At 38.1% G+C, this 18,793-nt stretch carries 22 protein-coding genes; 6 read left to right on the top strand and 16 right to left on the bottom strand.

The features are described 5' to 3' along the window. The first annotated feature begins 13 nt into the window (after window positions 1–13). Together B4F31_RS10160 and B4F31_RS10155 are read left to right on the top strand one after the other, a co-directional pair. Complete coding sequence (locus B4F31_RS10160) at window positions 14–1,450, top strand: type IV secretory system conjugative DNA transfer family protein (RefSeq protein ID WP_286761249.1); 1,437 nt, start codon at window positions 14–16, stop codon at window positions 1,448–1,450. 34 nt (window positions 1,451–1,484) lie between these two features. After that, entirely contained in the window at window positions 1,485–2,840 is a 1,356-nt protein-coding gene (locus B4F31_RS10155) for a Fic family protein (protein ID WP_013073394.1), read from the top strand. A gap of 29 nt (window positions 2,841–2,869) precedes the next feature. On the opposite strand, the gene B4F31_RS10150 is transcribed toward B4F31_RS10155, so the two are convergent. Genes B4F31_RS10150 through B4F31_RS10115 form a run of 8 tightly spaced genes read right to left on the bottom strand, consistent with a single transcriptional unit; the run spans window position 2,870 to window position 9,814 of the window. Continuing rightward, window positions 2,870–3,703: a DUF4138 domain-containing protein gene (locus B4F31_RS10150; RefSeq protein WP_013073393.1), complete on the bottom strand. Its 834-nt coding sequence runs from the start codon at window positions 3,701–3,703 to the stop codon at window positions 2,870–2,872. Between the two features lie 10 nt (window positions 3,704–3,713). Beyond that, a complete protein-coding gene (gene traM / locus B4F31_RS10145) occupies window positions 3,714–4,700 on the bottom strand; it encodes a conjugative transposon protein TraM (protein ID WP_013073392.1) in 987 nt (328 codons plus the stop codon). A gap of 11 nt (window positions 4,701–4,711) precedes the next feature. Continuing rightward, on the bottom strand, window positions 4,712–5,326 hold the full coding sequence (locus B4F31_RS10140) for a conjugal transfer protein TraK (RefSeq protein ID WP_013073391.1): 615 nt from the start codon (window positions 5,324–5,326) through the stop codon (window positions 4,712–4,714). 52 nt (window positions 5,327–5,378) lie between these two features. Beyond that, complete coding sequence (locus B4F31_RS10135; protein ID WP_041579132.1) at window positions 5,379–6,221, bottom strand: hypothetical protein; 843 nt, start codon at window positions 6,219–6,221, stop codon at window positions 5,379–5,381. A 2-nt stretch (window positions 6,222–6,223) separates the two neighbouring features. Continuing rightward, window positions 6,224–6,805, bottom strand: coding sequence for a conjugal transfer protein (locus B4F31_RS10130; protein ID WP_041579130.1), 582 nt, complete (start codon window positions 6,803–6,805; stop codon window positions 6,224–6,226). Window positions 6,806–6,834: 29 nt separating this feature from the next. After that, window positions 6,835–9,237 (bottom strand): TraG family conjugative transposon ATPase, encoded by a 2,403-nt coding sequence (locus B4F31_RS10125; RefSeq protein WP_013073388.1) that lies wholly within the window; start codon window positions 9,235–9,237, stop codon window positions 6,835–6,837. Further along, window positions 9,224–9,508, bottom strand: a complete 285-nt coding sequence (locus tag B4F31_RS10120) for a hypothetical protein (RefSeq protein ID WP_041579128.1) — start codon at window positions 9,506–9,508, stop codon at window positions 9,224–9,226. Before B4F31_RS10120 ends, B4F31_RS10125 begins: the two co-directional genes overlap by 14 nt. 18 nt (window positions 9,509–9,526) lie before the next feature. Beyond that, complete coding sequence (locus B4F31_RS10115; RefSeq protein WP_013073387.1) at window positions 9,527–9,814, bottom strand: hypothetical protein; 288 nt, start codon at window positions 9,812–9,814, stop codon at window positions 9,527–9,529. Between the two features lie 406 nt (window positions 9,815–10,220). On the opposite strand from B4F31_RS10115, the gene B4F31_RS10110 reads away from it, so the two are divergent. Then, on the top strand, window positions 10,221–10,361 hold the full coding sequence (locus B4F31_RS10110; protein WP_229792169.1) for an N-acetylmuramoyl-L-alanine amidase family protein: 141 nt from the start codon (window positions 10,221–10,223) through the stop codon (window positions 10,359–10,361). 362 nt (window positions 10,362–10,723) lie between these two features. Here B4F31_RS10110 and B4F31_RS10105 read toward each other — a convergent pair whose 3' ends face one another. The 4 genes from B4F31_RS10105 to B4F31_RS10090 all read right to left on the bottom strand — a co-directional run bounded on the left by B4F31_RS10105 (window position 10,724) and on the right by B4F31_RS10090 (window position 13,959). After that, window positions 10,724–11,749 (bottom strand): CBASS cGAMP-activated phospholipase, encoded by a 1,026-nt coding sequence (locus B4F31_RS10105; protein WP_013073384.1) that lies wholly within the window; start codon window positions 11,747–11,749, stop codon window positions 10,724–10,726. Next, window positions 11,739–12,221, bottom strand: a complete 483-nt coding sequence (locus tag B4F31_RS10100; protein WP_013073383.1) for a hypothetical protein — start codon at window positions 12,219–12,221, stop codon at window positions 11,739–11,741. Before B4F31_RS10100 ends, B4F31_RS10105 begins: the two co-directional genes overlap by 11 nt. A 2-nt stretch (window positions 12,222–12,223) precedes the next feature. Further along, on the bottom strand, window positions 12,224–13,462 hold the full coding sequence (locus B4F31_RS10095) for a nucleotidyltransferase domain-containing protein (protein ID WP_013073382.1): 1,239 nt from the start codon (window positions 13,460–13,462) through the stop codon (window positions 12,224–12,226). A 323-nt stretch (window positions 13,463–13,785) separates the two neighbouring features. Further along, window positions 13,786–13,959 (bottom strand): hypothetical protein, encoded by a 174-nt coding sequence (locus B4F31_RS10090; RefSeq protein WP_013073381.1) that lies wholly within the window; start codon window positions 13,957–13,959, stop codon window positions 13,786–13,788. A 144-nt stretch (window positions 13,960–14,103) separates the two neighbouring features. Between B4F31_RS10090 and B4F31_RS10085 the strand changes: the two genes are divergently transcribed. Genes B4F31_RS10085 through B4F31_RS10075 form a run of 3 tightly spaced genes read left to right on the top strand, consistent with a single transcriptional unit; the run spans window position 14,104 to window position 15,852 of the window. Next, on the top strand, window positions 14,104–14,739 hold the full coding sequence (locus B4F31_RS10085) for a sigma-70 family RNA polymerase sigma factor (RefSeq protein WP_013073380.1): 636 nt from the start codon (window positions 14,104–14,106) through the stop codon (window positions 14,737–14,739). 11 nt (window positions 14,740–14,750) lie between these two features. Then, window positions 14,751–15,056 carry a hypothetical protein gene (locus B4F31_RS10080; protein WP_013073379.1) on the top strand — a complete coding sequence of 102 codons (306 nt, stop codon included), beginning with the start codon at window positions 14,751–14,753 and terminating at the stop codon, window positions 15,054–15,056. Continuing rightward, a complete protein-coding gene (locus B4F31_RS10075) occupies window positions 15,040–15,852 on the top strand; it encodes an ImmA/IrrE family metallo-endopeptidase (protein ID WP_057482320.1) in 813 nt (270 codons plus the stop codon). Before B4F31_RS10080 ends, B4F31_RS10075 begins: the two co-directional genes overlap by 17 nt. A 9-nt stretch (window positions 15,853–15,861) precedes the next feature. Here the strand turns inward: B4F31_RS10075 and B4F31_RS10070 are convergent, their stop codons facing one another. The 4 genes from B4F31_RS10070 to B4F31_RS10055 form a co-directional block, all read right to left on the bottom strand. After that, on the bottom strand, window positions 15,862–16,524 hold the full coding sequence (locus B4F31_RS10070; protein ID WP_057482319.1) for a hypothetical protein: 663 nt from the start codon (window positions 16,522–16,524) through the stop codon (window positions 15,862–15,864). Further along, window positions 16,508–17,227: a hypothetical protein gene (locus B4F31_RS10065; RefSeq protein WP_057482318.1), complete on the bottom strand. Its 720-nt coding sequence runs from the start codon at window positions 17,225–17,227 to the stop codon at window positions 16,508–16,510. Before B4F31_RS10065 ends, B4F31_RS10070 begins: the two co-directional genes overlap by 17 nt. A gap of 3 nt (window positions 17,228–17,230) precedes the next feature. Next, window positions 17,231–17,512: a helix-turn-helix domain-containing protein gene (locus B4F31_RS10060; RefSeq protein WP_037317115.1), complete on the bottom strand. Its 282-nt coding sequence runs from the start codon at window positions 17,510–17,512 to the stop codon at window positions 17,231–17,233. A gap of 396 nt (window positions 17,513–17,908) precedes the next feature. After that, entirely contained in the window at window positions 17,909–18,724 is an 816-nt protein-coding gene (locus B4F31_RS10055) for an RteC domain-containing protein (RefSeq protein WP_236698864.1), read from the bottom strand. Window positions 18,725–18,793 lie beyond the last annotated feature (69 nt).

The raw sequence follows: 18,793 nt of genomic DNA, 5'->3' as shown, positions 1-18,793 counted from the left end.
GGATAACCAGTGGATTCCGGCTTTATTATTCCTGGGGTGTCCGTTGCTCCTAATCAATACCCTGATGTATGTATTTTTACATAAGGGTGAGAATAATAAAAAGATCGATAGAAAATACCAAGTCGGTTTTACGACCACCAACGGAAAATTTAAACTGGAGAATATTAAACGCGGTGTTTCCGTTATTGGCTCTGCCGGAAGCGGGAAGACCGAAAGCGTGGTGTATGGCTTTTTAAAGCATTTTCAAAAGGAAAATTTTTGTGGGGTGATTCACGACTATAAGGACTTTGAGCTTACCGAAATGGCCTATCCCCTTTTTAAGGACCGGGAAATTCCCTTTAAGATTATTTCCTTTGATAAAATCATCCATCGGGTGAATCCCATAGCTCCACGATACCTGGAAAATGAGGAAAGCGTCAATGAAGTCTCCCGGGTCCTAGTGGAAAACCTACTTGAACAACGAGAGTCAGGTACCTCGGGGACTACAAAATTTTTTAATGATGCCGCAGAAGGGCTAATCGGGGGACTGATCTGGAAATTAAAAACGGATTACCCGAAGTTTTGTACGCTCCCGCACCTTATCGCTACCTACCAGTACCTGGATACCGATAGCCTGATCCAGTTTTTGGAAACCAATACCACCTCCCGAGCAATGGCCGATGCCTTTATCAGTGGGAAAGATTCTGAGCGGCAAACGGCCGGTGTAAAAAGTACCCTGGCCAATGCGCTTAAAAGGATCAGTACCCAGCAGATTTTTATGGTGCTTTCTAAAGATGAGGTTCCGCTTAATATTAATAGTGAAGAAAACCCTGCAGTTATTTCCGTAGTGAACAATCCAAAATACGAAGCTTCCTACTCTCCGGTAATAGCCACTATTATCCATACCATAACTAAACAAATGAGTGTGCGAAACTCCAAAGCTTCCTTCCTACTGATGGAAGAAGCCCCCACCCTTCGTTTGTTGAATATGCACCGGATCCCGGCAACCCTGAGGAGTTATGATATCGCTACTATTTATGTAATGCAGGATAAGATCCAAAATGATATGATGTATGGGGATAAAGCTAGTAAGGCTATTTTAAGCAACCTGTCCTACCAGTTCTTTGGAAAGGTAAATGACCCCGACACCGCCAAATACTACGAGCGCTTTTTTGAAATTGTAAAGAAACCTACCACCAGTGTCAACCGCGGGTATAGCCTTGATTTTGATACCCGAGTAACAACCGGGGAGAAGGAAATCCCAAAAATCCGTGCCGATGTTTTCTTTCGCCTGAACCAGGGAGAATTTATAACCTATGCAGATGGAAAGGATAAAAAGGTACAGTTTAGATTGCAGAATATTAGGCGCGATCTGCCTTCGGCTAAAGATCAAAAACCTTATTCCAAAGCTGATTTGGAATCTAATTTTGAGCGGGTGTATAAGGAGGCCAAGTCTATATTTGACCAGTAATTATAAGTATATTTGTGGCGTTAAAATCTTTTTTATGAGTGAGACCAACCGTATAGAATATAAAAGGGAGCTTTCCGATGGTTTGGAGAAAGAAGTTGTTGCTTTTTTAAATTATCGTGAAGGCGGTATTATCTATATAGGGATTGATAAGGAAGGAAGAACTTTTGGGGTGAAAGATCCTGATAGTGTGCAATTGAAAATTAAGGATAGGGTAAGGAACAATATACGGCCTTCTGCACTTGGGTTATTTGATATTGTAACTGAGGAACGGGATGGGAATGATATTCTGAAAATCATCGTAGCAAGCGGTTCAGAAAAACCTTACCATCTCAAAAAATTTGGAATGAGTGAAAAAGGTTGTTTTATACGGCTTGGTTCTGCGGCAGAGCCTATGTCACAAAAACTCATTGAAGAACTTTTTGCCACACGTACCCGAAATTCTATCGGAAAAATAAAAGCACACCGACAGGATTTAAGGTTTGAGCAACTTCATATATATTACCAGGAAAAACAAAAGCCCCTCAACAAACAATTCAGAAAAAATTTAGAGCTAACTACGACAGGAGGAGACTTGAATTATGCAGCATATTTATTAGCAGATGAAAATAATGTTTCTGTTAAATTAGCTAAGTATAAAGGGAATACACGGGTCGATTTAGTTGAAAGTAATGAATATGGTTACTGCTCTTTAATAAAAGCCACTAAGAGCGTATTGGATAAAATGAACTTGGAAAATCGAACGATTACCAAAATCACCCACAGTGAACGAAAAGAACATCGTCTTTGGAATGCCATTGCACTGCGGGAAGCCATTATAAATGCCTTTGTCCATAATGATTACACTCGTGAAATAGCTCCAAAGTTTGAAATTTTTAGTGATCGGATAGAAATCACTTCTGCAGGTTCTTTACCGGATGGCTTAAGTAAAAATGAATTTTTTGAAGGTTTTTCGATTCCCCGCAACAAAGAATTAATGCGCATTTATAAAGACCTAGATTTGGTAGAACAACTTGGATCGGGGATCCCCAGAATATTAGAATCCTATAGTAAAGATTCCTTCCGTTTCTCCGAGAACTTTTTACGAATGGTTTTTCCAGCTTCAGAAGAAGTTTTTGATAAAACTACTAATGAAACCCCGCAAGTAACCCTGCAAGAGACCCCGCAAGTAACCCCGCAAGTTCAGGATCTCTTAAATGTGATTAATGGTGAAGATAGCAGAAGTGAGTTGCAATATCATTTAGGACTTTCCGATAGAGAAAATTTTAGAAAAAATTATTTGCAACCTGCACTTGCCGAAGGCTTGATTGAAATGACCATTCCCGAGAAACCACAAAGTAGTAAACAGCGTTATAGACTGACTGGCAGGGGTGCAAAAGCCAGAAAAATTTAAACTTTTAAAGTCGGAATTTTTCAAAATTATCAATTAGGATTATTAATAAACCGATGGGAGATCTTTAGTTTTAAATTACGTTCCCCATCCTTTTCATTAAGTTCCAATATCGCCCTCCTTTCTTTAGACAAGGAAAATTTTGGCATCACATAAACCAATCTTACCGTTTGTTTTTTTCCAATCTTAGCCGGCAAGTTGTACTTGAAAACCGGATCCTGGTATAAGCGTTGTAAGGATTTCTTCTTTCCCTTTTTGCGGGTTTCAATCGCCAGGTTTAAGAAATTAAGATCATAATCCAGGCTGGATCTATTCTCAATTTCGATCACAAAATAGAGCTGCTCCTTATTATAAACGATATTCTCAACACTTAAAATAATACCGTTCTTGCGTTTTTTTATGCGGCCTATGTGTTGCTTTTTACTCAGCAGGTAGCTGCAGAATCTGCGGTAATGATCTTCCTTCTTGTTTAAGTTCTTTTGCGGTTTTTTGTCCTTAACTGAATCCTTGACAACTGGCTTTTCTTTTCCAATCCTTTCCGCTTCAGGGATAAAATAGTTCAGCCGGGAAAGCTGTTTCTTATACTTCAGGATATAGGAGAATACCGAACCATTTGTTCCGATAACAAGTAAATTACTTTCTCTGCCGGGCTTGGCCTGCAGCAGTCCGAAGTGTTGCTGCTTTTCCCGGTTGTAGGTAAAGACAAAATGCTCAGCACCGGTAATACCCTGGCTAATTTCCTCTGGAAAAAATAGCGCAACATTCTTGTACTCATTAGCGTAAATAGTGTCCAGTTTTTCCTGGGTTTGTGCACTGGTCATAATAAAAACAAGTAGAGCGGCCTTGGTTAAAATATACTTTTTCATAATGATTGTTTTATTGGTTAGCCAATCCCCAATTTGATTCAGGTCTGCTGGCTTTGAGAATTAATCTGTAATTATTTAGAATGGTCACTTTTACATTGCGGTTATTTCGGCGAAATACTTTGCTTATTCCAGTGACCTGGGGTACACTTGGGATATTAATATCACCGATTACATCATCCAAGACTTCCGTGGTTACTTCCGCCCGGAAATTATTCTCGATGTAGATACCTTCGCTACCATCTTCAAGGTCAAAAGCTTTTAGGCTAGTTTGATGCTTATTGATATTTTCAATCTCAATCAGGACACGATTAGGCTGAAAACTAACAAAACCAAAAACCGGGGTGCTTTTGGGAATAAGTTTATCACCAATCCTGGCAGGCTGCGAAAGTCGCATCCGAAGCCTGGAGTTGGCTTTGACTACCTGGGTGCCATCGACGACCACCTTAATTTCCTTATCGGTAGCTTCTTTGGAAGAAACCTCGGGTTTCATAGATGCAGAAGCAAAGAATAATTGATGTTCCAATTCCATTTCTTTGGCCGCTATTTTTTGCGCTTCCTGAATCTCTGCAGTATCAGCCTTCGCTATTGTTTTAATTGAGTATGAGCCGTTATTCTCCGGTGGTCTGGTTGGCCGAGTTTGTGTAAGGTTTACAATTTGCGCCTGCCGGGCTTTTCCCAGCTCATAAATACTATCGATCTTGCGCTCTTTTTCTTTTTCCAAAAGCTCGGTGTCGTAATAACCTAAAGAATCCAAAAACGTTTCATCATAAATACTTGGCGCATTCCTATCCCGAACTTCTTTGAGGTTATCAATAGCCTCCAGTTTGGAATCATAGGTTTGCTGGCTTTCTTCTTCAAGGGCTGGGATTTCCGTTTGCCTGAGGTTTTCCTGTTGCTCTTCCTCCTCCCCAGTGATCATTAAGGTATAGGTGACAAGAAAAATCACAATGACCACCAGGACGCTAATGAATACAATTTTGTTCTTTTCAATTTTCATCCGTTCTAATTTTAATTTTGTGAGGGTACTTTTCTTAAACTGTTTTCGAAATAATCCGTTATGAGAAGTCCGTGAGGGTTATGGGGAAAGTGTCGATCTACGATGAGCAGTTTTCCTGAGCTTACTAATTCATAGGTGTCTACTATATTGCCGCGGTTGATTTCAAAAATAACAGTGGTTTTAAAATGAAACGATTCCTCCTTTTCTTCGAGCTGCGAATCGATCGTTAATACCTTTTGAACCAGTGAGTACTGCAATAAGCGGTTGTAAACCCCTTCGGCCTTTTTCTGCCTGTATAGGTTATCTACCGAACTATTGCCAAGCCATAATGCTTTTTCCAGGTTTTTCTCATAGCTGCTGGCATCAATATTATAGAAGTAGGTGTGAAACAGCTCCAAATGGGCCAGGGCCTCTACCCGGAAGTTTTCTTTTTGGGTAACCAGTTTTAAAGGAATAATACTGCCGTCGGTATTGATGGCGAAGGCACTGTTCAAGGCCTTATTCCTGGTGGAGATGGCCATCCAAATTGCAAACACACTGCAAAACATCGAGCAAAGCACTACGGCCAGCACGATAAAGCGGTTTACCTTTAATACCGAATAGATATTTTTATAAGGTGTTTTCATTTTTAGAATATTTTTTTCAATGATTTAAAGTGGTTATATCGGTTGCTATTGATTAAGTGGTGAACAGTCTCAGGGTAAATGAAATGGCACGCCGGTAGAGCTTGAATTTTAAAAAAACGATAAATACTATCGAACCCAGTTCTACCACAGGGGCAAAAAAACCGCTCCCGTAATCCGTACCGAATAGGTTTTCCCAAAAATTGGTGTTGATTTCCGTATAAAGAGCATTGATAAATACATTAACCAGGAAGAATGCAGGCACCAGCATATATACCGCTGCATACAACCGGAAAAAACCATAGGCCATCGAGCGAAACTTTTCAAATACCGCCAGGCTAAGTACCAGCGGAAAAAAGGCCTGCATAATCCCAAGCAGGAAGTAGCGCTCCGCAAGGAATAAGGGATAAATGAATAAATCCAAAATCCATAAAAACAGGCTGATAAGAAAAGCAAAGGTTTTAAACCCATATAGCGGCGTAACTAGAGCCTCATAAAGTAAAGCCATAGCTTTACGCATCGCCCCCATAGGGGAGACATCTTCTTCGATGGGGATCTCCTGCATCTGAAGTGGCAATAGGGCAGGAGCTGTATCGCGGTATTGATTTTCAATAGCTACAAGAATATTGTCAAAAAAACCCAGGATTTGCGTTGAAAAAATAACTAGTAAAACCACCGCAAAGTTTTTTGCCAAATCACCGGGGGAAAGCCCCCAGGTATAGCCCTGCCTATCGGCTATCCCTTCATTATACTTTTTAAGGATGTTTACCAAAAAGAAAAGTACAGCCAAAGTTTTCATGCTAACAATAGTATAGCGGGAAAACTCGCTCTCCTGGATGGTTTGGAAAACACCATCGATATATTCGACACCTACAGCCAATATGATTACCCCTTCCATCATCAAAAGCCTGTTTCCCGATTATTGATCCTGTCCTGCATTTCCCGAAAAGAAATGATCTCGCGGTAACGCTTGGTTTTTAGCCGCACATCGGTCACCATTTCTTTAGACTCGAGTTCTTTTCGCTTTAGAACATCCGCCCGCTCGGCATCACTCATTTTTAAATGATCACTTGATAAAATCTCATCGATAAAGCTTGCGGTCTCCAGGGAGTTATCTACCACGGCACTGAAGGATTCGGTCACCCTGCTTATTTCGTCGGGTTTGATATAAGGGGAATTCAAAATATCCCGAAGATCATCCTGCATCACCGCAATAAGCCGCTGATTGTTACGACCGATCTCACGAACGGCTTTTAAATCCTGTACCACGCTATTGACCTTCTCTATATTCTCTTTCTGTGCCTTTAAAAAGTTGACGGTCTTGACAAGATTAGCGGTTTGCTTGGCTGATTCCACAAGAGATTTAACCAGGCTGACAAAGTTCGTGTTATCATACACCGGCATCCCCTGGGCCACAATGTGGCCAGATGAAAATAAAGCTAGGGCAAGTGTGAGTATCCAGGTTTTGTGTTTATTTTTCATATCGAATTGTTTTAATTGTTAATGAGCATTTAGGCCTTCCTGATGAATTCCTCTATAGCCTTTTCCATATTTTTGGTCTCATTATAAATGGCCATTATGACCTCGTTTTCGGTGCCGTCGGTGAGATAGGCGGCATAGACTTCGGGTGGTACTTCCAGGCGGAAAATGTTGCTTTCCTTGCCTATCTTAATGAAGATCTCGGTGTACTTGCACTTGCCGGTCAAATTATTCCTGATCGATTTCAACTGGTTGAGATCGTGGCTGGACAGGCTCAAGCGCCTGGCCAGTTCTTCATAACCTTTTTCATTATTCAGGCTGTAGATCACCTGGGTGTTTTCCAGGATGCTTGAGGAAGTCGCATTATTAGGAAGCTGATTTATGGATTGTAAAATAATTCCAATGGCACCGTTCTGTTTACGGATGGCCTGGTAGTAGAATTCAACGCTTTCAAGGACATTGTCAAACTTGAGTTGCTTGGCGAATTCATCAAAAAGGATGATTCCCTTTTCTGCCCTGTTTTTCCAGATCGTACGCTGGATCGCCGACTTGATTAGTTTGAGCATCACCGAGAGGATCTCTTTATTGTCCTTAACTTCATCGAGTTCAAAAACAATCAGCCGCTTATCTTCGATCTTGTAAGTTTGATCTTCGCTAACTTCAAATAAGAAGCTGTATAGACCATCGCCGACATACTCCGAGAGCACATGCAAAAAGTTAATAACATTGAAGTAGTCGGGATGGATTTTAAGGGATTCCAGCAGCTCATCTTTTCGCTGCTCGATAAAACGGTAAAAACTATCTAGGGAATGGTTTTCCGTGGTGTTTTTGTAATAGTAACGGAGGATCTTTTTAATGGCTACGGATTGTGCTTTGGTAACTTTATCATCTGCAGCAATGAGTTCTAATAGGAACACTAAAAGATCCTCCAACCGCTCCGGGTTTACATCATTGGGATTGGATATGTAGAAAGGATTGATCCCTAAACTCTTTCCGCTCTCGTAGCGCAATACAGTGTACTTATCAGGATAGAGTTTAGCGAACTTGGTATAAGAACCTCCAAGATCGATAATCACCAGCCGTACTCCGTTTTCAAAATACTGGCGCAGGATGTTATTGGCCAAAAAGGATTTCCCTTCCCCGGTAGGGGCGAAGATGGCAAAGTTCCGCGCCTTAATGCGTTTCTTTCCCTCATCCCAAACATCTTTTAGCACAGGAATGTTATGCTCGCGGTCATTAAAAATGATACCGGTAGGGTCCGATTTGTAATTGGTGTTATTGATAAATAGGCACAAGGCATGTTTTAAATCGGTCACATAAAGATCTTCATCGGAAAAATTGGAAGAGAAGCAGCAGTAGCTGTTCAGCAGGTAATTCTTTCGTTCTTCGCCCCGCGGAGCGTAAGGGGTAATATCCAGTTCCTTAAACTCCGCCTTAATTTTAGAGGCAATGCCTTCCAAATTACGAGGATTCCGATCCCAAAAGATGACATTAAGATGGCCCCGGATAATCCGTGCGTTATCATCGCTATTAATTTTTTCCAGGATTTCCTGAATCTTTCCTAGAACGACTTTGTTTTGTGATCCAAAGTTGGAACTTTTGCTAAGTTCTTCTACTTTTTTATCCAGTAGCTTGCGCCACTTGTGTTTATCATCTAGGTAGAGGATCTGGTTGACTATATGGTTTTCCTTTAAATGAAGCCCCAGCCCATCAATAAACCCCTGGTGAAATACAAAATCATCGGATGTGAATTTCTCATTGGTCTTGCTCGACTGTACCCTTTCGCCAAAGCACAGCTCGCTATTGATAGCTAAGGCATCAAAATAATTATCCCCAGTTTGAATATGTTGTTTTTCGAGTAGGATATCGGTATCGAAACCCTCATTGAAACCATTAAAATATTCGGTAGTGAGATTGGTGATTTCTTCTGGTTTTAATGCTTGTATGTAAATCTTTCGGCTGTTTGCTATAAAGGAAACACAATCACTTACCGAGCTGATAAAACTTTGCAGGTTCGCATCAAGTTCCCTGATGATGCCTCTGGAGACTTTTCGAAAAGGGTTTACGTATTTGGAGTTGTTTAACGCTTTGTTCCTGGTCAGGGTGAAGAATAATAAGGAGCGGTGTTCCATAAACTCTCTATCTTTAAAATGATCCCGGGTGGCCTTTTCCAAAAAGGTTTTGTTTGGAAGTGCAGTTGCAGTGAATGCTTTTTTCTCATAAATATCCTGCTTGTGCACTACTGTACCCACCGGTAGGGATTTAAGCGCCTGGAACCAGGTGGCGTGCAGGTCTTCAAAATCTTTCTCTGAGAGGGAATAGATTTCAGGGAGGTCCAGCTGATAACATATCACAACGTTACCATTACCGGAAAAAACGATATTGTCTCGGATATCGGCAATTGGCCAGTGGGAGGAAAGCTTAATTTTTTTCATAATCGATACCAGAATCTTTTTTGTTACTAATCATTTTCGGAAATGCCCCTGTCATCTGCATAAATTCTAGGAGCCTGCTGGTACGGTTTAACCCGATATACAAGAATGCATTAAAGAGCATAGCGCTGATAATCATACCCAGGCTGAAGGAAAAAATGATGACCAACAGGGAAGCGATAATTGAAAGCATCATTAGTGCAAATAGGGGAAGGGAAAGCCCAAAGATGACGGCACCCTTCCGAATGTTCCTATAAGGTTCATACTTCTTCATGATTTTACCTTTTAAGAATTAAACTACAATGCTGATCAAATAAGTGAAGATGCCTACCACGGCTCCTGCTATAAGTACAAAGACCAGGACGCGGGTAATTCCCTTTTTGAGATCGGAGTTTTCCCCAAAGAAGTGGCCGGCATTAAAAAGAAAGCCGACCAAAAAGATGATTCCAAGTATAATTGGAAATATATTCCTTATAGTATCGGAAATATCAGCCACAGAATCTTCGATCCCGCCGATTTGCGCAAAAAGTGAAGTGGAAAGCAACGATAAAAAAGTTGCCAGGAAGATTGATTTTTTCATAACGGAAAATTTTAAATTTTTGATTCGATTTCGTTATGAGAAAATTAGAAATTTAATGACTTAAATTATTGAAAATCAATAAATTGTGGATAAAATATTATTTGTAGTTAGTTGATTTTCAATGGTTTCATTTAGCACTAAATGCTATGAAATTTTGAAAATGGGGTGTTGATAACTTGAAATGTGGAAAGGGGAGGAGGGGACAAAAACATCAATTTTGTGATTTTGTTCCTGAATATGTGCATCAATTTTGACAAGAACCGGCAACCAGAAAACGAATTGTTATTGATGTTGGACACAGGGGAAAAGAATCTGGTGCCATCGGAATAAATCGCATTAAATAAACAGATGTGGTACTGGATATAACCTTGGAGCTTTAAGGCTCAACGAAAAGTCATAAAAACCAGTGGATATTTATTTGATCCGGTATAGCGATACGCTTATTTCCTTATCCGATTGTACTAAACTGGCAAAGGCACTGAATGCTGATTTGTTTATTTCTTTGCACTGCAATCATTCTCATAATCCCACTGCAAGAGGGATTTAGGTGTATGTTGAAAAATACGAATCTAGAAATTCAAATGAGTCTACTTGGTTTGTCTATCAATTACAAAACCAAATTAGAAAGCATTTAGGCTTTGAAAGTAGGGGTGTGAAGTTTTTTAATTTTCAAGTGTTTCAGGAAACAGTTGGTGCTCCTTGGAATTGGGCCTTATGAGCAATCGGGATGAAAATTCTTTTATCCAAGCACATCCGAAGCATATTAGTCTAATCTTATTAACTACTCTAAAAAATGTACAATGAAGAAATTATTTAAAGAAGTTTTTAAAACAACTAAAAAGATATTTAAACAGCTTATTGCAGAATTCTTGATTTACCGCAAAAAGTGATTAGTTGTGAGGTTTATTATTAGTAAAAATGTTTTTGCAAGATTGAACTTCTATTATGCTGAAATGCAATTGAAGCTAATTCGGCAAAATTTTTAATTTTTGTTGGGTCACTCTCATCCATATCAATAAAATTATCTTCGTTGAGCAAAACATCTATTCGATCGTAAATAAAATTAGGATTATCCTTTTCCGACTTATCGATTCCTTGATATAAAAGACTGATATAATTTGCAACGAGTTGTGATTGACTTTGCATAAATAAATCTATTAGCCGTTGACGTTTGTCTTTTCTCATCCAGTAGTAAAGCCCCCATCTTTTCCGAGAATTACCATCAGTAAATTTTTTATGACCAGTACCTAACGACAGTATTTCCAATTGAGACATTTCAACTTTAAAAGCTTTAATTGCTTCTAAGAAAGCTACCAAAGTTGGATTATTTGCCATCACACCGCCATCTACTTTGTTTGAGAAAATTCTCTTTGTCCCTTTCAAATCTACATATTCGGATGTGTAAGGATTAAAATAGGTGGGTGCGGCAGATGTTGCCATTGCAGCCTGGTATGCAGGAATATGGTAGTCTCGCTCAAATGCGGGATGGTATTTTGTTTTGAGAACACTTGGATTGCCCTGGATCAAATCGTATATGGGGATGCAAACATCTGTTTTACAATCATCAAGCCTTGGTTCTACGCCATCATTTATTTCCTTAAATTTATTGCGCACCAACTTTTCTAAAAATTCTCTTTCGTGTGCAGAATTACGAATTTGTCCAAACCAGAAAGACTTCTTTTTGCCAAATATCCCTTTGGCATTATCTAAATAAAGATTATAAATTTCCTTAGCGGGAATGCCAAGTGCTAACGCAATTGCTATAATTCCACCAGTCGAAGTCCCTGTAATCAAATCAAAATGCTGATAAATCTGGAATTTACCATCCGAGCGATTTTTTAGTTCATCCTCAAGTAGCATTAAGAACATTGCTGGAAATACACCCTTTACTCCACCACCATCTATGGAAAGTATTTTAAACTTTTTATTTTTCATCTCTTATAATGTTTGTATAATCTTCATTAGGGTATTCATTATGACCACCACCATACCATTGCCCTTCTGGTAGCCATAATTCGTAATAATAAAGCCATTCACTTGCCCAAGGAATTACCGTATCCACAATATAAGTAAATCCATTCCACTCTTTTTTACTGGGGGAAAACAAACACAACTGTTGTTGTTTACTATTATAGACGTGAGGTAGCTTGGTTCTGTTTGAAGCAATTTTTAAATCCTTCTCAATCACAAACACTCTAATAGACCTATTCTTTTCGTAGTTAACGAGAATTTGGTACTTTTCGCTAATAGCCGTAGGTTGAATCTCTATTATGATTTGAAAGCTGTCCCAAGAATTTTTGACCAATTGTGAATCTGGGAAATCTATTTTAATCTTTTTTAGCTGTTCTGAAGAAAGTATCCCTTTAAGCTTTCTCTTGCTATTGGTTTTAAAATATTGACTTCTCATCTTTAAATATTCCCTTCAAAATTATGATTAGGAATTGGCTTACCAACACTGCCTAAAAGACCAGTACCTATTGCCATTTTTCTATTTCCTTTCTCACGTAGAATCCTATTTTTTTCGCCATACTCAGCAAAAGTTCTCTTTACTACCTGATTTCCGTACTGCGCCGAAAATGATTCATTTAAAATATGTAGTCCCTTATTTTCACCATACTTAATCGCAGATAAATCCTCTTCCAATTTATCAAGCCAGGCATAAAAGTATTCTTCTTTTTGAGCAACTAATGCCCATTTATCAGCAAAATTTTCTGCTTCATTAACTGGGTTGCTTACCCATCTTTCTTGTTGACCTGTTTTAGGATTTAGTTTTGTTTCAATATAACTCCGCAATCTACTAACAATGTTTATGTAAGCATCGGCAATATTTTCACCTTTATCATAAGCTCTACTCGCAAGAGTAGTTATGATAATAGAAATAGGTTTGTTTTCACTGTCATACTCATCTGAGGAAAACATTATATCTCTGTGTCTTTTTAAAAGTTGAACTACACGCTGTAACGGCATTTTTTCCTTTTGAAACGGACGAACTGGGTCGACGGATTCGCTCAGGGCAAACATTCGTTTTGAACTGTATATTGCTCTTTGAAAAAACCATTTTGCATACCCAAAAGGATTGCTTTTTAGCCACCATTCAGTCTCGGTCATTATTGAGTAGAAAATGTTCTCTTTATCTGTTATTCGGATGGCCAATTTGTTTGTATCCAATTGTTGATGATTATTGAAAGCTTCGTTAAGTAAGACTGTAAAATTCTTATCGGCAATGGATGGAAGAATATCCATATGATAATTTGCTTGGTCTGAATATTCAAGTGTCCAGCACCTTTGGCCACCATCTTGACTTTCCAGCATATTTTTATACACAGAATGCTCTTTAAGCCTATCACCAACAGCTTCTTTTAAATGCTTTTGGGTCCAATGGGCAGGCTTTCCGTTTAGTTTACACACAAGGTCGATATCAATGTCGTCATCTTCACATATTGGCTTAATAATAGTTCCGAGCATAAAAGATCCTTGAGGGATTATTCTTGGCGAGTAAGGAAAAAGGAAGGAACCTTCCTTAGATAGCCAATCACCAACCGCTTCGTAGCTTTCTACTGCTGCATTGTATTGATTCTCTGTAATATCCAAGTTCTCACCCAGAATTTCGAGTATTTCATTAATTTCTTTTTTGTAGGATTCAGTCATGTTTTTATATTTTAAATGGTCTTCTTTGGGATGTTGTCAACGACAATTTGCTTTGTGGACTATGGCGATGCTATAATTATGGTGGCTGACTTTAATGAGAGCCACCATAATTACTTAGTTGGGCTGTTCAAGAACTTTAGCTATACTACCAATGACAATTAATGTAGCAAGTCCAAAGGTTATAGCTTTAGCTACATCGCCTCGAACATTAACACAATTGTTCTTATGGCAAACACTTAGCCTACCTTCTGCAAAATTTATAGAATTCATAAAAGAATTGTTTAATTGAACACTACCCCAACATCAAGCTCTGGGGAATAAGCTTACTTTTCTTTTCTTACTCCTTTAAAAGGTTTGTTGCTTGAGGTTTTTCCATCCATAAACCTACCCGTGTTTGAATCACGTTTTACCCAAGAATCAGTTTTTGGGTTGTAGGTCTGTGAACGGTCTCTCACAGCACCTTTTCTGGAATTGTCTTTTGGTGGATTAGTTGCCATAATTTTAATTTTATGTCCTTTGGAGTTTTCTATATATTTGATCTCCTAATGAACGTATTAATAATTTGATTTATATAGTTATATGAACAATGTGTGACACGTAAAATTTTGTCACACTCTTATCATATAATATTGAAGGTGTTTATGGACATAGAAACCCAATTATTAGAAATTGCTGTGAAGGAAGACTCTCCTTCTGAAGCCAAAAAATCAATATCAATATTATATGAGCATTTCAGAAAATTTGTTTACAATGTAACGTACCAGCATATTGGATTCACACTGCAAAGAGAAGAACTTGCATTAACAGTAACCTCAGAAGTATTTATTAAGATATGGGATTCTCCTTTAGATTGGGAGTATGACAAAAAGAAACACTCCACCCAAGAAGATGGTTTTAAAGCGTATTTAGCCACTATTGCTCATTATAAGTTGATGGAGGAATTAAAGAAAATTAAATCTGTTCGAGAGACTGAATCAACAATTATTGATGATGAAGACAGTGAGTGGAAATGGTTTGTAAGTGAAGAGGAATTCAATCAGTTGGATAAAGAGCTGGAAGAAAAACGTAACTTGATAGATGATTGTTTAGCCGAATTTTCTGGTAAAAAAGCAGATATTGTACGTATGTACTTTTTGCTTTATGATGATGAAAAAAGAATGACAAAGGAAAAAATAATCCTAATGGAAAAGACTTTTGAAACTACTTGGCAAAACATCAGACAAATCATATCAAGGTCAAAAAAGAAAATCGAGAGTATGTTGAAGGATAAACTCTAAACTTATAGAAAATGACATCTAATAAAAAAGACATTGGAAAGCTCTTGAGAAAGCACGGATATTCTACACCTAAAAATTCAGATGAAATTAAGGCATTTGAAAAAAAATTTAGTGATGGGTATGTAACTCCAAAAAGGTGGCCTGACATAGCAGATATTATTTCTGGAAATAAATCTTCTGCTAAGGTTATATCCATTGAGAAATCTGAAAACAAGGCTTCAAAAAACTTAGCTATGGCGGCAAGAGATGGTAAAAAAATATCTGAGAAAGATAGACAGCAAATGAATAAGGACAAGAGAAATGCCAAGAAAAAATGAATTCCTTTCACGTAGCGATGTTGAAGAACTTAATGAATTGGCTAGTGGTATTGCTGATTACTACTTTCCAAATGGGCAAGTCGATCCCATATTAATCGCTGAAAAGAATAATATATCTTACAGTTTTGGCAATTACTCAGACTCATTTGATGGTCTTCTTGAATGTGAGCATAATAATTTCCATATTTTCATAAACTTAGACAGGTTATCTCAAGCCTACTCGGAAAGAGCCCGGTTTACTTTTGGACACGAACTAGGTCACTATTTTATAGACGATCATAGAAATTCACTACTCAAAGGACTTTCACCTAGTCATTGTTCAATTACTGGATTTCAAAGTAGAAATAGGGCGGAAAGACAAGCAGATTATTTTTCTTCTTGTTTATTGATGCCTGAAGTTGGATTTAGAAAATATTGTTATCGGAAAAAATTTGAATTTAGAATAATAGAAGAGCTGTCAAAAAAATATGGAACCAGTAAAACAGCAACTGCACTTAGGTTTTGCGCTATTGGCAATCAGCCTATAATGGTTGTTTATGCTTATAAAGGCAAAATTAAGTGGTTCTGGTCATCATTTGATTTTAAATTTAGATGGTTAAAATATGGTAAGGATAGACTTCCTGAAGATACGGTCGCGGGAGAATATTTTTCGATGGGTAGGGTATCCTCACGCACTGAACCAGTATTTGCTATGGACTGGTTTGATATAAAATTTTCCGGTCAAGCAGAACTTCCTTTTAAAGAACATTGCCTAATGAAAGGGGCGCATACGCTCAGCATAATCTGGGAGGATTAGCTTAGCTTATTATTTCCTCTTATCCCTAGCATTTTGATCAAAAGCTACTAAATTAAACAATTCCCGCATCCGGCTGCGAACACGGTTACCGTAACGTTCTTCCAATTCTTCAGCATTTAAATTAGTGGTAGCATGTGTTTTTACTTTTCTATTGGTTTCCAGGAAAAGGTCATATCGGGAGAGTAGTACTTCTCCCATAACATTCAGGTCTTTACCGTAAAATCTACCGGGCGGTTCAACGCCCATATCATCAAAACAGAAAAACCTGGAACTTCCATATTCTTCTATAGTTTTATATCCCAAATGATTAAAACTAAAGGTTACATTTCGGCAAGGGATCATTTCGTAAGTGCGTTGTGCGGGCACCAGGTGCCTTAATAATTTCATCAAAGAAGTTTTACCGCAGCCTACTGGACCTGAAAGTAGTATCCCTTTTTCGATATCAATTTCATATTTATCGCAGGTAGCCTTGTCCCTGATGAAATAAGAACATAACTTTAATAGGATTTTTTTGTCTTTCTTATAAATTTTGAAATTTTTCCCGAAGAGCAATTTTCCTTTGGCATCAAGGTAGACCAGAATTTTTTCAAAGTCATAGTGCACACATTTTCCGTCAAACCTGCCTAAGGAATATTCAATGCCACCTTCAATTATTTTAGAGGGGTTGTCCATAATCTTTATTTTTTGTGGTTCGCAGGTTGTCCCTGAAATGGGATGCTTGCTTTTTATTTAACTTATTTTTTTCTTTCATAAGCGATTTTTGTTCGACCCAATATTTAGCCAGAGCGCGCCAATCTCTCACATCAGAACCATCACTTGTCTGCCACTGCCGGTCTTCATAGTACTCGTAGAACTCTTTTCCATAATTAAGATTAAAATTTTTATTACTAAAAAAATCCAGTACCACCTTCAAACTGTTTGGATGTTTATTATGTTTTATTGGTTTAGTATTGTTTATAGTAGATACCAAAGCTTGTCCACTGGTGGGACAGTGTTGGTCTATTACTTGTTCCCTTATGGGATGGTAGCGTTCCGCAAGTTGTTCTAATTTGGGATCGTAATGGTCTTCCTCAGGTTCATCACTTGTCCCTATAATAGACATCTTGATTTTACTGCCTTTATAAGGGTTATTGGAAGGAAAGTATTCCAGGTAACTCCAGGTATCAAGATTGGTTATACATCTGTGATAGGTAGATTTAGATCCTATCTTTGCAGCATTCATCAAATCCCTTCGGTTCACGAAAAAATCCGGCGCGAATCTGCTACTATTCCATTCCTGGAATAAAGCCATATACAAGCTGATATGCGTTGGATTTAGACGCTCATCAAAATAAAATTTTTCAAAAGCGGCGTTTAAAAGCTTTATATAATTCATCGCTTAGTATTCTAAATGATGCACACGATTCTCTTCCATTACTTTTTGGATTTCATCCATCTCGTAATAAATGAGCCCACCTATTTTGGTATAAGGCAACGTACCGTTTATTCTTAAGTTTTGAAGCGTTCCAGGACTTACCTTGAGAAGATCCATAACTTCAGCAGATTTCAGGTACTTTTTAATCCTTCCTGACTTTTGCTGGGCAAGCAGTTTTTTAATGTCATCCAGCAGTTCCATTTTAAATTCTCTTAAATCGTCGGTGGTAATAATTGATGTAGGCATAATACAATGGATTTTAAAAAGGGGACTATAGGTTATAATAATTTAAATAGCCCCCTTCAGGTTATTAAAAAAGTCTCCTGTCAAAATTGTAATTAACCTTTGAGAGTTTTTATATAGGGATGTGGTAACTACGTAAAACTTTAACGTTTCATAGTTTTTGATACGATTTGAGATAATTTGGTAAATTCAGTGCCTTGAAAAATGAATTTTGTGCTGGAAATAATAGACAAAACCGAAAACACGTAACTACGTGGTTACTTACGTGTTTTTAGAATAAAAAATAAAAGAAAATTGAAAGTGGTTGCACTCCTTTGCAAGAATTGAAAAGTATTGGATAATGAGATGGAGAAAGATAATTTACTAGCAGGGGCAGGGGTACATGGTTAATTGGTACTATTAATCATCATCCTTATTCATTTTGGTCTCAAGCAACATTATTAACAGGTTTAAGAATTTAGTGCGGTCGCCTTTTCGAGCTTTAATATTGGAGTAGGTTTTATAGGGATTAGCCAGCTTGATATTAAAAATATCCTCAAAAGCCTTGCAAATGGTAATAATGTCTGATGTTCCGTGGTTTAAATATCCGCTGGCAAACAAGGCATATATAAGCTCAATTAAATCAGTTTTTCCGCCTGACCAGACTAAAAGACTGGGTTGTCGTTCTCTAAATTCAGAACTACTGCCGGGCTCTAACCGCTCTAATTGTTCACGGATATAATGGATGTAACGATACAGTGCCTGTACTTTGGCCCAAAGCATATCATGACTGGTAGAAAACTCAGGATTTTCGTAATAATTAATGGAAGGGGTAAGGGAAAAGTCCACCTGACTCTGACGGCTAAAGAACTGGTGATCCAGATAACTATGGTTTTGTTCCATATAATGAACAAATCCGTTATTCGTTGAAAAGAACTTATTGATTTTCTTGATTTCTTTTTTCAGAAATCGCACTTTATGAGAGTTCCCTGCTTTGGGCAATAAGAGCTCGCAAGAACGTACCTCAGTGAAATAGATAAGGTAGCTCATCGGGTAGGGTTTGATGTTTTTGAAAAAATCAATTTCCGATTGGCTATCCTCAAAATCTTCCCGGTCCACCAGCTTTTGCAATCGGGATAAGGTTTTGATACAAAGATTTATACCGCATTCAGCCTTTTTCAAATCGGAATCCTCCGACTTGATAATGCCTTCAACCTTTTCGCTAAATGTCGACATAGTCTTTTCGAACATGCTGGTAGTAAATGAAAATATATAAAATCGTTGTTGGGCTCTTTTCAAGTTTGG

It is taken from the genome of Salegentibacter sp. UBA1130 (assembly GCF_002311535.1).
Classification (GTDB): Bacteria; Bacteroidota; Bacteroidia; order Flavobacteriales; family Flavobacteriaceae; genus Salegentibacter; species Salegentibacter agarivorans.
This window is presented reverse-complemented; position numbering and strand designations above follow the sequence as displayed.